At 69.1% G+C, this 14,782-nt stretch carries 14 protein-coding genes; 9 read left to right on the top strand and 5 right to left on the bottom strand.

Translation table 11 applies throughout. The features are described from left to right. Positions 1-76 precede the first annotated feature (76 nt). Positions 77-742 (top strand): orotate phosphoribosyltransferase, encoded by a 666-nt coding sequence (gene pyrE / locus NYO99_RS07630; RefSeq protein ID WP_268166563.1) that lies wholly within the window; start codon positions 77-79, stop codon positions 740-742. Next, positions 742-1,431 (top strand): hypothetical protein, encoded by a 690-nt coding sequence (locus NYO99_RS07625; RefSeq protein ID WP_268166562.1) that lies wholly within the window; start codon positions 742-744, stop codon positions 1,429-1,431. Before pyrE ends, NYO99_RS07625 begins: the two co-directional genes overlap by 1 nt. 34 nt (positions 1,432-1,465) lie before the next feature. On the opposite strand, the gene gatB is transcribed toward NYO99_RS07625, so the two are convergent. Genes gatB through gatC form a run of 3 tightly spaced genes read right to left on the bottom strand, consistent with a single transcriptional unit; the run spans position 1,466 to position 4,706 of the window. Then, the gene (gene gatB, locus NYO99_RS07620) at positions 1,466-2,917 is read right to left on the bottom strand and encodes an Asp-tRNA(Asn)/Glu-tRNA(Gln) amidotransferase subunit GatB (RefSeq protein WP_268166561.1); all 1,452 of its coding nucleotides are present in this window, start codon (positions 2,915-2,917) and stop codon (positions 1,466-1,468) included. A gap of 2 nt (positions 2,918-2,919) precedes the next feature. After that, positions 2,920-4,410: an Asp-tRNA(Asn)/Glu-tRNA(Gln) amidotransferase subunit GatA gene (gene gatA, locus NYO99_RS07615; RefSeq protein WP_268166560.1), complete on the bottom strand. Its 1,491-nt coding sequence runs from the start codon at positions 4,408-4,410 to the stop codon at positions 2,920-2,922. Then, positions 4,407-4,706, bottom strand: a complete 300-nt coding sequence (gene gatC, locus NYO99_RS07610) for an Asp-tRNA(Asn)/Glu-tRNA(Gln) amidotransferase subunit GatC (protein WP_268166559.1) — start codon at positions 4,704-4,706, stop codon at positions 4,407-4,409. The genes gatA and gatC overlap by 4 nt, the downstream gene beginning before the upstream one ends. 211 nt (positions 4,707-4,917) lie before the next feature. Here gatC and NYO99_RS07605 point away from each other — a divergent pair, with 211 nt between their 5' ends. The 5 genes from NYO99_RS07605 to rodA all read left to right on the top strand — a co-directional run bounded on the left by NYO99_RS07605 (position 4,918) and on the right by rodA (position 10,794). After that, positions 4,918-5,961 (top strand): rod shape-determining protein, encoded by a 1,044-nt coding sequence (locus NYO99_RS07605; protein WP_268166557.1) that lies wholly within the window; start codon positions 4,918-4,920, stop codon positions 5,959-5,961. Positions 5,962-6,074: 113 nt separating this feature from the next. After that, a complete protein-coding gene (mreC, locus tag NYO99_RS07600; protein WP_268166556.1) occupies positions 6,075-7,079 on the top strand; it encodes a rod shape-determining protein MreC in 1,005 nt (334 codons plus the stop codon). Next, complete coding sequence (gene mreD / locus NYO99_RS07595) at positions 7,076-7,597, top strand: rod shape-determining protein MreD (RefSeq protein WP_268166555.1); 522 nt, start codon at positions 7,076-7,078, stop codon at positions 7,595-7,597. The genes mreC and mreD overlap by 4 nt, the downstream gene beginning before the upstream one ends. Positions 7,598-7,606: 9 nt before the next feature. Beyond that, complete coding sequence (gene mrdA / locus NYO99_RS07590) at positions 7,607-9,643, top strand: penicillin-binding protein 2 (protein ID WP_268166554.1); 2,037 nt, start codon at positions 7,607-7,609, stop codon at positions 9,641-9,643. Continuing rightward, complete coding sequence (rodA, locus tag NYO99_RS07585) at positions 9,640-10,794, top strand: rod shape-determining protein RodA (RefSeq protein WP_268166553.1); 1,155 nt, start codon at positions 9,640-9,642, stop codon at positions 10,792-10,794. Before mrdA ends, rodA begins: the two co-directional genes overlap by 4 nt. A 31-nt stretch (positions 10,795-10,825) precedes the next feature. Here rodA and NYO99_RS07580 read toward each other — a convergent pair whose 3' ends face one another. Then, complete coding sequence (locus NYO99_RS07580) at positions 10,826-12,334, bottom strand: sensor histidine kinase (RefSeq protein ID WP_268166552.1); 1,509 nt, start codon at positions 12,332-12,334, stop codon at positions 10,826-10,828. Between the two features lie 3 nt (positions 12,335-12,337). After that, positions 12,338-13,009, bottom strand: a complete 672-nt coding sequence (locus NYO99_RS07575; protein ID WP_268166551.1) for a response regulator — start codon at positions 13,007-13,009, stop codon at positions 12,338-12,340. Positions 13,010-13,157: 148 nt separating this feature from the next. Between NYO99_RS07575 and recA the strand changes: the two genes are divergently transcribed. Further along, on the top strand, positions 13,158-14,201 hold the full coding sequence (recA, locus tag NYO99_RS07570; RefSeq protein ID WP_268166550.1) for a recombinase RecA: 1,044 nt from the start codon (positions 13,158-13,160) through the stop codon (positions 14,199-14,201). Between the two features lie 27 nt (positions 14,202-14,228). Beyond that, positions 14,229-14,762 carry a regulatory protein RecX gene (locus NYO99_RS07565; protein WP_268166549.1) on the top strand — a complete coding sequence of 178 codons (534 nt, stop codon included), beginning with the start codon at positions 14,229-14,231 and terminating at the stop codon, positions 14,760-14,762. Positions 14,763-14,782: the final 20 nt, after the last annotated feature.

Raw genomic sequence — 14,782 nt, 5'->3', positions numbered from 1 at the left:
TTGGTGAAAACCACCCGACGGCCCGACCCTTCCTAGGGGTCGGGCCGTTTTTTTTGGCCCCTAGAATCTTTGCAACATGTATCCCGTTGCCGACCCACTCGCCCAGTCCTTTGTTGCCTTTGCCGTCGAGGCAGGCGTGTTGCGCTTCGGCGAGTTCAAGACCAAGGCCGGGCGGCTCAGCCCCTACTTCTTCAACGCCGGCCTGTTCGATGACGGCGCCAAGCTGGGCCAGCTGGCCGGCTTCTACGCGGAGCGCCTGATCGCGTCAGGTCTTGCCTTCGACATGATCTTCGGCCCGGCCTACAAGGGCATCACGCTGGCCGCCGCCGTGTCCATGGAGCTGGCCCGCCGCGGCCGCAACGTGCCCTTTGCCTACAACCGCAAGGAAGCCAAGGACCACGGCGAAGGCGGCACGCTCGTCGGCGCGCCGGTCAAGGGCCGCGTGCTCATCATCGACGACGTCATCTCCGCCGGCACCTCGGTGCGCGAGTCCATCCAGATGATCGAGGCCGCCGGCGCGACGCCCTGCGGTGTGTCCATCGCGCTGGACCGCCAGGAGAAAGCGGCCGAGGGCGGCGTGGACAGCGCGCAATCGGCCGTGCAGCAGGTGCAGGAACGCTACGGGCTGCCCGTTGTCGCCATCGCCGGCCTGGCCGACCTGCTGGCCTACCTGGACGGCGCGCCCGAGCTGGCCGCGCATCGGCCGGCCGTGCTGGCCTACCGAGAGCGTTACGGGGTCTGATGCGCCTGCTGCTCGTCACCAGTCTGCTGCTCACCGCCACCGCCTGGGCCCAGGACGGTGCGCCGGGCAAGGGCATCTACACCTGCACGACGGCGGATGGCCGGCGGCTGACGAGCGACCGCCCCATCGCCGAATGCACCGCGCGCGAACAGCGCGTGCTGAACGCCGACGGCTCGCAGCGCACGACGCTGCCGCCCTTCCTCAGCCCGGAAGAGCGCGCCGCCAAGGAGGCCGCCGACCGCCGCGCCGCTGCCGAGCGCATCGCCCAGCAGGACGCCATCCGCCGCGACCGCACGCTGGTGCAGCGCTACCCCAACGAAGCCGCGCACCAGCGCGCCCGCAACGCCGCGCTGGACGATGCCAACAAGGCCATGCGCATCTCCGAGCGCCGCATCAAAGACCTCGGCACCGAGCGCAAGCCGCTGCTGGACGAAGCCGAGTTCTACAAGGGTCGGCCGCTGCCGGGCAAGCTCAAGCAGTCGCTGGACGCCAACGACGCCGCCGTCGAGGCCCAGCAGCAGCTCATCGAGAACCAGAAGGCCGAGATCGTGCGCATCAACGCACGCTACGACGCCGAACTGGCGCGCTTGAAGAAGCTGTGGGCCGGCGCGGCGCCCGGCTCCCTGCCGCCGCTGGGCGAGGCGCCCAAGCTGGCGCCGCCGACCACGTCCTCCGCACCCCAACGCTGAGGCCCTCCCGGCGCACGCGGCGCCGGGCTTGCCATCACCCGAGCTTCTTCTTCAGCAGTTCGTTGACCAGCGCCGGATTGGCCTTGCCCTTGGTGGCCTTCATGGCCTGGCCGACCAGCGCGTTGAAGGCCTTGTCCTTGCCCGAGCGGTACTCGTCGACGGACTTCTGGTTCGCGGCCAACACCTCGTCGAGGATGGCCTCGATGGCGCCGGTGTCGCTGACCTGCTTCAGACCCTTGGCCTCGATGACGGCGTCCACGTCCGTGGCTTCACCCGTCCACAGCGACTCGAACACCTGCTTGGCAGCGTTGTTGGAGATCGTGCCGTCCGAGATGCGCGTGATCAGCTTGGCCAGCAGCTCGGGGCCGACCGGTGCCGCAGCGATCTCGCCACCGCTCGCATTCAAGCGCTTGCTGATCTCGCCCATCACCCAGTTCGCCACCAGCTTCGGCGTCGCACCCGCGGCCTTGGCGGCTTCGTAGTAGCGGGCCGTCGCCAGGCTCTGCGTCATCATCGTCGCGTCGTACTCGGGCAGGCCGTCGACCTCGATGAAGCGCGCGGCCATCACGGCCGGCAGCTCGGGCATCTCGCCCTTCACACGCTCCACCCATTCCGGCGCGATCACCAGCGGCGGCAGGTCGGGGTCGGGGAAGTAGCGGTAGTCGGCCGAGTCTTCCTTGCTGCGCATCGCGCGGGTCTCGCCGGTGTCCGGGTTGTAGAGCACCGTGGCCTGCTGGATCTTGCGGCCGTCCTCGATCTCGTCGATCTGCCAGTTGACCTCGTAGTTCACCGCGTCCACCAGGAAGCGGAAGCTGTTGAGGTTCTTGATCTCGCGGCGCGTGCCGAAGGGCTCGCCGGGCTTGCGCACCGACACGTTCACGTCGCAGCGGAAGCTGCCTTCCTGCATGTTGCCGTCGCAGATGCCCAGCCACATCACCAACGCGTGCAGCGTCTTGGCGTACTCGGCCGCCTCCTGCGCCGAGCGCATGTCGGGCTCGGACACGATCTCCAGCAGCGGCGTGCCGGCACGGTTCAGGTCGATGCCAGACTGGCCGTGGTAGTCCTCGTGCAGGCTCTTGCCCGCGTCTTCCTCCAGGTGGGCGCGGGTCAGGTTGACCACATGCTTCTTGTCGCCGACGAAGAACTCCACCTTGCCGCCCTGCACCACCGGGATCTCGAACTGGGAGATCTGGTAGCCCTTGGGCAGGTCGGGGTAGAAGTAGTTCTTGCGCGCGAAGATGGACAGCGGCGCCACCTTGGCGCCCACCGCCAGGCCGAAGCGGATGGCGCGCTCGACGGCGGCGCGGTTCAGCACCGGCAGCGTGCCGGGCAGCGCCAGGTCCACCGGCGAGGCCTGCGTGTTGGGCGCCGCACCGAAGGCGGTGGAGCTGCCGCTGAAGATCTTGCTCTGCGTGGAGAGCTGGACGTGGTTTTCGAGGCCGATGACGACTTCGTAGCCGCGGATGAGTTGGGGCGTCGTGGGCATGTTCAGATTCCGGCCGGGGCGCGCTGGTGCCAGTCGGTCGCCAGTTGGAGGGCGTGCGCGGTGTGCAGTAGCTGCCCTTCCTTGAAGTAGTTGCCGATCAGCTGCAGGCCGACGGGCATGCCGCCGGCGCCGGTGCCCACCGGCACGCTCATGCCGGGCAGGCCGGCCAGCGAGCCGGGCAGCGTGAAGATGTCGGCCAGGTAGGCCTGCGTCGGGTCGTCCTTGCCCTCGCCATGCTTCCAGGCGACGGTGGGCGCCACCGGGCCGGCTATGAGGTCGCACTGCGTGAAGCACTGCTGGAAGTCGTCCGCGATCATGCGGCGCAGCTTCTGGGCCTGCAGGTAGTAGGCGTCGTAGTAGCCGTGGCTCAGCACATAGGTGCCGATCATGATGCGGCGCTTGACCTCGGCGCCGAAGCCTTCGGCGCGGGTCTTCTTGTACATGTCCAGCAGGTCGTCGTACTGCGCGGCGCGATGGCCGAACTTGACGCCGTCAAAGCGCGACAGATTCGAGCTCGCCTCGGCCGGCGCAATGATGTAGTACACCGGAATGGCCAGCTCGGTGCGCGGCAGGCTCACGTCTACCAGCGTGGCGCCGAGCTTCTCCAGCTCCGCCAGGCCGGCGCGCACGGCGGCGTTCACGTCGGCCGACAGCCCGGCAGGGAAGAACTCGCGCGGCAGGCCGATGCGCAGGCCCTTGAGCGGCTGCGCGGCGGTGGCGCCATCACGCGCGGCCAGCATCTGCGCATGGAAGTCCTGCGGCGGCTGGTTGACGCTTGTCGCATCGCGCTCGTCGAAGCCGCTCATGGCCGACAGCAGCAGCGCGCAGTCCTCGGCCGAGCGGGCCATGGGGCCGGCCTGGTCCAGGCTGGAGGCGAAGGCGATCATGCCGTAGCGGCTGCACACGCCGTAGGTGGGCTTGATGCCGGTGATGCCGGTGAAGCTGGCCGGCTGGCGGATGGAGCCGCCGGTGTCGGTGCCGGTCACGCCAGGCACCAGGCGCGCCGCCACGGCCACGGCCGAGCCACCGGACGAACCGCCGGGCACGCGGCCCAGGTCCCAGGGGTTGTTGGCCGGGAAGAAGGCGCTGTTCTCGTTGGCTGAGCCCATCGCGAACTCGTCGCAGTTGAGCTTGCCCAGGGAGACGGTGCCGGCCGCGTTCAGGCGGGCGACGACGGTGGCGTCGAACGGGCTGCGGTAGCCGGCCAGCATCTTGGAGCCGGCGGTGGTGGGCATGTCGGCCGTGACGTAGATGTCCTTGTGCGCGGTCGGCACGCCGGTCAGCGCGCCGCCCTGGCCGGCGGCCAGCAGCGCGTCTGCCGCGGCCGCGCGGGCCAGCGCGCCGTCGGCGTCGACGTGCAGGAAGGCGCCGAGCGCGTGGTCATGCGCGGCGATGCGGGCCAGCAGCGCCTGCGTGGCCTCGCGGCTGGACAGCGCGCGGGATTTCAGGGCGGCGGCCAGCTCGGCCACGCCCATGTCGTGAACGGGCTTCATTCGATGACCTTGGGAACGAGGAAGAGGCCGTCCTCGACGGCCGGGGCGCTGCGCTGGTTGAGCTCGCGCTGGTTGCTCTCGGTGACGGCGTCCTCGCGCAGGCGCAGCTGCACCTGCTGGATGGCCGACAGCGGCGTGTACAGCGGCTCGACGCCGGCCGTGTCGACGGCGCTCATCTGGCCGACGATCTTGAAGAAGTCGTTCAGGTTGCCGAGCAGGCTGGCGGATTCGGCCGGCTGCAGCTCCAACCGGGCCAGGTTGGCAATGCGGCTCACGTCGTCGTGGGTGAGGCTCATGGAGGGCGTTTTCAGGTGTAAGGATTGAGCCGAAAAGCGCGTGGCGGCGGGCTCAAAACAGGGGTGATCGGTTATTATCGCCGCCCATCTTGCAAGCCTTCGAGGCTGCCCGCTTCGCGATGCATTCCGTCGCGGCCCGGGCGGCCTCGCTGCTTATTCAGCCCCCCGTTTTCAAGCCGCGCCCTGCCGGCGAGGCTCCCCGCGCCACACCATGTTCGCCTCCCTGCGCCGCTACTTCTCCACCGACCTGGCCATCGACCTCGGCACCGCCAACACCCTGATCTACGTGCGCGGCAAGGGCATCGTGCTGGATGAGCCGTCCGTCGTGTCCATCCGCCACGAAGGCGGCCCCAACGGCAAGAAGACCATCCAGGCCGTCGGCCGCGAGGCCAAGGCCATGCTGGGCAAGGTGCCCGGCAACATCGAGGCGATCCGCCCGATGAAGGACGGCGTGATCGCCGATTTCGTCGTGACCGAACAGATGATCAAGCAGTTCATCAAGATGGTCCACGACAGCAAGACCTTCAAGCCCAGCCCGCGCATCATCATCTGTGTGCCCTGCGGCTCCACGCAGGTCGAGAAGCGCGCCATCCGTGACGCGGCCCTGGGCGCCGGCGCCAGCGAGGTCTACCTGATCGAGGAACCCATGGCCGCGGCCATCGGCGCCGGCCTGCCGGTGGCCGAGGCCTCGGGCTCCATGGTGGTGGACATCGGCGGCGGCACGACGGAAGTCGGCGTCATCTCGCTGGGCGGCATGGTCTACAAGGGCTCGGTGCGCGTCGGCGGTGACAAGTTCGACGAATCCATCATCAACTACATCCGCCGCAACTACGGCATGCTGATCGGCGAGCAGACCGCCGAGGCCATCAAGAAGAACATCGGCAGCGCCTTCCCGGGCTCCGAGGTCAAGGAGATGGAGGTCAAGGGCCGCAACCTCGCCGAGGGCGTGCCGCGCAGCTTCACGATCTCGTCCAACGAGATCCTGGAAGCCCTGACCGACCCGCTGAACCAGATCGTCTCCGCCGTGAAGAACGCGCTGGAGCAGACGCCGCCCGAGCTGGGTGCCGACATCGCCGAGCGCGGCATGATGCTGACCGGTGGCGGCGCGCTGCTGCGCGACCTGGACCGCCTGCTGTCCGAGGAAACCGGCCTGCCGGTGCTGGTGGCCGAAGACCCGCTTACCTGCGTGGTGCGCGGCTGCGGCATGGCCCTGGAGCGCATGGAGCGCCTGGGCAGCATCTTCACCTCCGACTGATGTGAGCACCCGGTCTCGGAGTACCGAGCCCACCCTCCGAGAAGGTCGTCAGCCGCCTTGGGGCGGCCCGGCTCTCCGCTGACAGCCGCGCGCATCACCCCCTTCTTTCTGCGATGCCCCTCGGCACCCTCGACCGCAACCCGCCGCCGCTGTTCCGCCAGGGGCCGTCGGCGCTTACCAAGCTCGCGCTGTGTTCGGCGCTGGCGCTGCTGCTGATGGTGGCGGACGCGCGCTTCAAGCTCATGCACCCGGCCCGCAGCGCGCTGGCGCTGGTGCTGCAGCCCGTGCAGCGCCTGCTGCTGACGCCGGTGGACGCCTGGGAGAAGGCCGGCGACTACCTGCGCGGCACCCAGCGCGCGATGGCTGCCGAGGACCTGGCCAAGCGCCAGCTGGCGCAGCAGGCCGAGCGCCTGGCGCGCGTGGCCGCGCTGCAGGCCGAGAACGACAGCCTGCGCAAGCTGCTCGCGCTGCAACCCGCGCTGGCGGTGCCGTCGCTGGCCGCCGAGGTGCTGTTCGAGGCGCCGGACCCGTTCTCGCGCCGCGTCGTCATCGACCGCGGCGCCACGCAGGGCGTGCTGGCCGGCTCGCCGGTCATCAACGAGGCCGGCGTGCTGGGCCAGGTGACGCGCGTGTACCCGCTATCCGCCGAGGTCACGCTGCTGACCGACAAGGACGCTGCCATCCCGCTGCTGAACGCGCGCACGCAGATGCGCAATGCGGCCGCCGGCCGTGCCGACGGCAGCGGCATGGAGCTGCGCTTTCTGGCCGCCAACGCGGACATCAAGGTGGGTGACGCCATGATCACGTCGGGGCTGGACGGCATCTACCCGCCAGGCCTGCCAGTCGCGCGCGTCACGGCGGTGGAGCGGCGCGGCGACTCCAGCTTCGCGCAGGTGCAGCTCGCCCCGGTTGCGCAGCCCGACAGCGCGCGCCACGTGCTGGTGCTGCTGCCCGTGGGCCGCCACCTGGCCGCCAAGCAGGAAGCCGAGGCCGCCGCCGCCGCGCAGGCCGCGTCGGCCGCTGAGGCCAAGGCCCAGGCGCGGGCCGCCAAGAAGGCCGAACGCGCCGAAAAGGCCGCCGAAAAGGCCGCCGCCAAGGCCTCGGGAGCGACACCATGATCATGCCGCGCGCAGCCGAGAAGCTGCTGCTGCCCGCCAACCCCTGGTTCATCGGCTTCTCGCTGCTGGTCGCCCTGCTGATCGACATGATCCCGCTGGGCCGGCTGGCCTGGATGCCGGACATGCTGGCCATCGTGCTGGCGTTCTGGGGTGTGCACCAGCCGCGCCGCGTGGGCGTGCTGTGGGCGTTCGCGTTCGGGCTGCTGATCGACGTGCATGACGGCGCGGTACTGGGCCAGCACGCGCTGGCCTACAGCGCGCTGAGCTTCGGCGCAATCTCGCTGCACCGGCGAATGGCCTGGTTCAGCCTTGTCGGCCAGGCGGTGCAGATCCTGCCGCTGTTCGTGGCCGCGCATGTGCTGACGCTGGTGGTGCGCATGCTCGTCGGCGGCATGTGGCCGGGCTGGCCGGTGCTGCTGGCGCCCTTCCTGGAGGCCGCGCTGTGGCCGGTCGCGAGCGCGCTGCTGCTGGCGCCGCAACGCCGCGCGCCGGACCGCGACGCGCACCGCCCTCTCTGAGCGCATCCCGTGGTCGTCCTGAAGAACCTGCACCAGGAGTTGGCGCGCTTTCGCGTGCGGGTGTTGGCGGCGGGCGCCTTCGTGCTGTTCTGCTTCGGGCTGCTGGTGGCGCGGCTGGTGTGGCTGCAGATCGTGCAGCACGACAACCTGGCCGAGCGGGCCGAGTCCAACCGCATCGCCGTCGTGCCCATCGTGCCCAACCGCGGCCTCATCAAGGACCGCCATGGCGTCGTGCTGGCCAGCAACTACTCGGCCTACACGCTGGAGATCAACCCGGCCAAGGTGATCGACATGGACGCGACCATCGAGCAGCTCGGTCAGTTCATCGACATCCAGCCGCGCGACAAGCGCCGCTTCAAGCGCCTGCTGGAAGAGGCCAAGCACACCGACTCCCTGCCCATCCGCACCAAGCTGACCGATGAGGAGGTCGCGCGCTTCACGGCGCAACGCTTCCGCTTCCCCGGCGTGGAGATCAAGGCGCGGCTGTTCCGCTCCTACCCGCTGGGCGACATCGGCTCGCACCTGATCGGCTACATCGGCCGCATCAACCAGGCCGAGAAGAAGGCCATGGACGACTGGGAGGAAGAAGACCTCGCCAACTACCGCGGCACCGAGTACATCGGCAAGCTGGGGCTGGAGCAGGCCTACGAGCGCGAGCTGCACGGCATCACCGGCTTCGAGCAGGTCGAGACCAGCGCCGGCGGCCGCGCGGTGCGCCGGCTGGACCACCGCCCGCCCACGCCCGGCAACACGCTGAACCTGTCCATCGACATCAAGCTGCAGGCGCTCGTCGAGCAGCTGTTCGGTGAGCGGCGCGGCGCGCTGGTGGCCATCGACCCGCGCAACGGCGAGGTGCTGGCCTTCGTCTCCAAGCCCACCTTCGACCCCAACCTCTTCGTCGACGGCATCGACGCCGACAGCTGGCGCGAGCTCAACGAGGACATCGACAAGCCGCTACTGAACCGCGCGCTGCGCGGCACCTACCCGCCGGGCTCCACCTTCAAGCCGCTGATGGCCATGGCTGCACTGACCAGCGGCAAGCGCGGGCCGCATGTCGTCATCCAGGACAACCTGGTTTACAGCTTCGGCGGCCGCAGCTTCGGCAGCCCCGAGGCCGACCGACCGGGCCCGAAGGACATGCGCGCGGCCATCGTGTCGTCCAGCAACGTCTACTTCTACGACCTCGCCAACCTGATGGGCGTGGACCTGATCCATCAGGAGCTGTCGCCGTTCGGCCTCGGCAGCCGCACCGACATCGACCTGCAGGGCGAGGTGACCGGCGTGCTGCCGTCCACCGAGTGGAAGCGGCGCCGCTTCAACCAGAAGTGGTACGCCGGCGAGACCATCTCGCTGGGCATCGGCCAGGGCTACAACAACTTCACCATGCTGCAGCTGGCCAATGCCTATGCCACGGTGGCCAGCGGCGGCCAGCGCTTCAAGCCCCGGCTGGTGCGCGAGATCGAGGATGTGGCCCGCCACGAGCAGCGCCGCATCGCCAGCGACGCGCGCGAGCCGCTGCCGCTGAAGGCCGCCGATGTCGGCGTGATCCTCAACGCGATGAACGGCGTGACGCTGGAAGGCACATCGCGCCAGGTCTTCATGGGCGCGACCTACCAGAGCGGCGGCAAGACCGGCACGGCCCAGGCCGTGGGCCTGCGCGCCGGTGAGCGCTACAGCGCCATCAAGGCCGACGAGCGCAAACGCGACCACTCGCTCTACGTCGCCTTCGCGCCGCTGGAGCAGCCCACCGTGGCGCTGGCCGTCATCGTCGAGAACGCCGGCTGGGGCTCGGCTGCGGCCGCGCCCATCGCACGCCGCGTGTTCGACTACCTGCTGACCGGCACCTACCCCAGCGAGGAAGACATCGCCAAGACCCAGCTGGGCCAGACCTTCGCCCCCATCGGCACGCCGCGCCGCGCGGCCGACGTGCCGCTGCCGGGTCAGGCCGCGTCAGCGCCGGCCACGCCCGCCTCCGCCGCATCCGCCGCGTCAGCCGCCTCGACTGCTGCTGCCGCGTCCACACCCGCCCGGGGAGCCTCGCGATGACCGTCATCGAACGCCCGCCGCTGCTGAGCCGGCTCAAGCCCTGGCTCAGCGGCTTCGACGTCCCGCTGCTGCTGGTCATCCTGTGGCTGTGCGGCTGGGGCCTGCTGTGCATGTACTCGGCCGGTTACGACCACGGCACCCGCTTCGTCGACCACGCCCGCAACATGGCACTGGCCCTGGGGCTGATGCTGATCGTGGCGCAGGTGCCGCCGCAGCGGCTGATGGCGCTGGCCGTGCCCGTCTACACGCTGGGCATCGCGCTGCTGATCGCGACGGCGCTGTTCGGCATCTCCAAGAAGGGCGCGACGCGCTGGCTCAACATCGGCATCACGCAGATCCAGCCGTCCGAGCTGCTCAAGCTGGCCACGCCGCTGATGCTGGCCTGGTGGTTCCAGAAGCGCGAGGGCATCCTGCGCTGGCCGGACTTCATGGCCGCGTTCGCGCTGCTGCTGCTGCCCTTCCTGCTGGTGGCCAAGCAACCTGACCTGGGCACCGGCATCCTCGTGCTGGCCGCCGGCCTGTACGTGATCTTCTTTGCCGGCCTGCCGTGGAAGCTCATCGCCCCGGCCTTCGTGCTGGCCGCCGCCGGCATCACGACGCTGGTGCTCAGCGAGGAGCGCATCTGCGAGCCCGACGTGAAATGGGTACTGCTGAAGGAATACCAGAAGCACCGCGTCTGCACGCTGCTGGACCCGTCCAAAGACCCGCTGGGCAAGGGCTTCCACATCATCCAGGGCGAGATCGCCATCGGCTCCGGCGGCATGACGGGCAAGGGTTTCATGCAGGGCACGCAGACGCACCTGGAGTTCATCCCCGAGCGCACCACCGACTTCATCTTCGCGGCCTTCGGCGAGGAGTTCGGCTTCCTCGGTGCGATGGCGCTGCTGGCCGGCTTCACGGCGCTGATCCTGCGCGGGCTGATGATCGCGTCCGACGCGCCCACGCTGTTCGGCCGCCTGATGGCCGGCGCGGTGACGCTGTCCTTCTTCACCTACGTGTTCGTCAACATGGGCATGGTCAGCGGCATCCTCCCCGTCGTCGGCGTGCCGCTGCCCTTCATCAGCTACGGCGGCACGGCCATGGTGACGCTGGGGCTGTCGCTGGGCATGCTGATGTCCATCGCGCGGGTCAAGAAGCTCGTCAAGACCTGACACTGCGCGGCAACCCGCCGCTCAGACCAGCTCAGGGCGCCTCCAGCGCGCGCGCCTGAGCCTTGAAGCGCACCGTGAAGCGCGCCCCCGGCCCCTGGCCGTCGGGCGACTCGCCGCCCGCCGCCCGGCGCACGCGGGTGTCGTCCAGCATCAGCTCGGCGTCATGCTGCTGCACGATCTCCTTGACGATGGCCAGCCCCAGCCCGGAGCCCTCCACGCCGCTGCCCAGCGCCCGATAGAAGGGCTGAAACACCTTCTCCCGCTCGGCCGGCGCGATGCCAGGGCCGGTGTCCTCCACCTGCAGCACGACGACCTGGCCGAAGGGGTCTTCCACCACACGCACCGTCACCACGCCGCCGGCCGGCGTGTACAGCAGCGCGTTGTCGACCAGGTTGCGGATCAGCTCGCCGATCAGCACCGGCTGGCCCTGCACGCACAGGCGGCTGTCGTCCGGCACGACGCCGTCGTAGCCCAGGTCGATGCGCCGCTCCAGCGCGCGCGGCACGAAGTCGCGCACGGTGTCGATGGCGATCTCGGCCAGGTTGACCGGCTCGCGGCGCAGCGCCTGCTCCACATCCTCCGCGCGCGCCATGGCCAGCAGCTGGTTGACCATGTGCGCCGCGCGCTCGCTGGCCTTGGCAATCTGCGCCAGCGAGCGCTTGAGCTCGCCCGGGCTGGAGCGGCCCGCGTCGATCTCGCGCTGCACCAACTCCGCCTGCGTGCGCAGGCCTGCCAGCGGCGTCTTCAACTGGTGCGCCGCGTCGGCCAGGAAGTGCTTCTGCCGGCTCATGGACGAATCCAGCCGCGCCAGCAGGTCGTTGATGGCGCGCACCAGCGGCGCCACCTCGTCGGGCACGCGCTGCTCGTCGATGGGCGACAGGTCGGAGCTCTCTCGCGAGCGGATGCGCCGCTGCAATTCGTTCAACGGCGAGATGCCGCGCGCCAGCGCCAGCCACACCAGCAGCACCGCCAGCGGCAGGATCACGAACTGCGGCAGGATCACGCCCTTGATGATCTCGTTGGTCAGCCGCGAACGCTTGCCCAGCGTCTCGGCCACCTGCACCAGCATCAGCCGGCCAGGCACCACCTCGCCCTCGGGCGCCACCCACAGGTAGGCCACGCGCACGCCGTCCGTGCCCACCTCGTCATCGCGGAAATGCAGCTCCCAGGGCGCAATCGGCCCGTCCGGCGTGGGCACGGGCAAGGTCGCATCACCACTGAGCAACTCGCCCCGCAAGCCCAGCACCTGGTAGAAGACCGTGTCCGACGCATCCACGCGCAGCAGCGCTGCGGCCTCCGGGGCCAGCGCGTAGCGGTCCCGCCCGCGACTGGGTGCCTCCACCGACGCCACCTGCTGACCCAGGCTGCGCGCCATCTCGCCCAGCTCGCGGTCGTAGGGCCGGCTGGCGATGCCCTGCGCCACCAGCCAGGTCAGCGCCACGCTGATCGGCCAGATCAGCAGCAGCGGCGCGAGCATCCAGTCCAGGATCTCGCCGAACAGCGAGCCCTGCTGGGGGCTGGCGCCGTCTTTCGCCGGCATCGATCAGGACGCGATCTTCTCTAGGCAGTAGCCCAGGCCGCGCACCGTCGCGATGCGGATCGGCCCCTGCTCGATCTTCTTGCGCAACCGGTGGATGTAGACCTCGATCGCGTTGTTCGAGACCTCCTCACCCCATTCGCACAGGCGCTCGACGAGCTGATCCTTGCTGACCAGCCGCCCGGCGCGCTGCAGCAGCACCTCCAGCAGCGACAGCTCGCGCGCCGACAGCTCCAGCATCTGGTCGTTGATGTAGGCCACGCGGCCAGTGGCGTCGAAGCTCAGTGGCCCGTGCTTGATGACACTGCTGGCCGTGCCCAGGCCGCGGCGCGTCAGCGCCCGCACGCGGGCTTCCAGTTCCTGCAGCGAGAAGGGCTTGGCCATGTAGTCGTCGGCGCCCAGGTCCAGGCCCTTGACGCGCTGCTCGACACTGTCGGCCGCGGTCAGGATCAGCACCGGCATCGTCGAGCCGCGCGCGCGCAGCTTGCGCAGCACTTCCAACCCATGCAGGCGCGGCAGGCCCAGGTCGAGGATGACCAGATCGAACTCATGGGTCGCCAGGGCCGTGTCGGCCTCCGTGCCTGACATCACCCGGTCCACCGCGTAGCCCGAGGCCCGCAGCGCACGCAGCAGGCCATCGGCCAGCACTTGGTCGTCTTCCGCAATCAGGATGCGCATGGTCTTGTCTCCTCGCCCGATGTTATGTGGTGCGCTTATGGCTCACGCCATGAGCCACCCATCGCCGATGATTCATCAAGCCTGGGGACAAACCACTGTACAAACATACAGATTGCCCCATAATTCATTCCATTCTCTGGAGAACCACATGGACGCCCCCGTCAAAGCCCTGAACACCGAAAAAGCCAAGGCCCTGCAAGCTGCCCTCGCGCAGATCGAAAAGCAGTTCGGCAAGGGCTCCATCATGCGACTGGGCGAGGGCGAGGCGCTGGAAGACATCCAGATCGTCTCCACCGGCTCGCTGGGGCTGGACATCGCGCTGGGCGTCGGCGGCCTGCCGCGCGGCCGCGTCATCGAGATCTACGGCCCCGAGTCCTCCGGCAAAACGACGCTGACGCTGCAGGTCATCGCCGAGATGCAGAAGCTCGCCGGCACCTGCGCCTTCATCGACGCCGAGCACGCGCTGGACATCCAGTACGCGCAAAAGCTGGGCGTGAACCTGACCGATCTGCTCATCAGCCAGCCTGACACCGGCGAACAAGCCCTGGAGATCGTGGACGCGCTGGTGCGCTCCGGCTCGGTGGACCTCATCGTTGTCGACTCGGTCGCGGCACTGACCCCGCGCGCAGAAATCGAGGGCGAGATGGGCGACCAACTCCCCGGCCTGCAAGCCCGCCTGATGAGCCAGGCCCTGCGCAAGCTGACCGCCACGATCAAGAAGACCAACTGCACGGTCATCTTCATCAACCAGATCCGCATGAAGATTGGCGTCATGTTCGGCTCGCCCGAAACCACGACCGGCGGCAATGCGCTGAAGTTCTACGCCTCCGTGCGCCTGGACATCCGCCGCATCGGCTCCATCAAGAAGGGTGAGGAAGTCATCGGCTCCGAGACCAAGGTCAAGGTCGTCAAGAACAAGGTCAGCCCGCCGTTCAAGACGGCCGAGTTCGACATCCTGTACGGCGAAGGCATCAGCCGCGAAGGCGAGATCGTCGACATGGGCGTGCTGCACAAGATCGTCGACAAGTCGGGCGCCTGGTATGCCTACAAGGGCGAGAAGATCGGCCAGGGCAAGGACAACGCCCGCGAGTTCCTGCGCGAGAACCCCGACATCGCCCACGAGATCGAGAACCGCATCCGCGAGGCCGTGGGCGTTGCGCCCCAGGCTGCGTCGGCAACCGGCGACGAGTAAACAAGCGCGCTCGGTCTGGCTGGCGCCATGGCAACGCGCGCGCCCCTGTCACTGAAGGCGCGCGCCATCGGGCTGCTGGCCCAGCGGGAACACAGCCGGTCTGAATTGCGGCGCAAGCTGCTGCGCATCCAGCAGCAGTTGGCCCGGCGCGCGGCGTTGCACGACGCTGCCGCTTGCCAAGATGACAGCACCCCCCCCGATACCGAGGACGACGCAACGCCGGACGTCGACGCCACCGCTGTCGTCGACCCGCTGCTCGACCAGCTGGCAGCCGAGGGTTATCTCGACGAAAGCCGTTTCGTCGAATCGCGATTGCATGTGCGTGCCCGCCGCTTCGGTGCACAACGCATCCAGCAGGAATTGGCCCGCCACGGGCTGAAGCTGGATGCCGAGCAGCAGGTCGCCCTTCGGGAAACCGAGTTGGAACGCGCCCGCGAGGTCTGGCACAAGCGCTTCGGCGACGCGCCTTCTCGCGAGGCACCGGAGCTGGCGCGGCAGACGCGCTTCCTGCTGACACGCGGGTTTGCCCCTGATTTGGTGCGCCGCTTGCTCAAGGGTTGAGCCCGGCTTGACCGGGCGCA

This window comes from Roseateles hydrophilus, assembly GCF_026712245.1.
Classification (GTDB): domain Bacteria; phylum Pseudomonadota; class Gammaproteobacteria; order Burkholderiales; family Burkholderiaceae_C; genus Pelomonas; species Pelomonas hydrophilus.
Note: the sequence above shows the minus strand (reverse complement) of the source record. Positions and strands in the feature narration are given on the sequence as shown.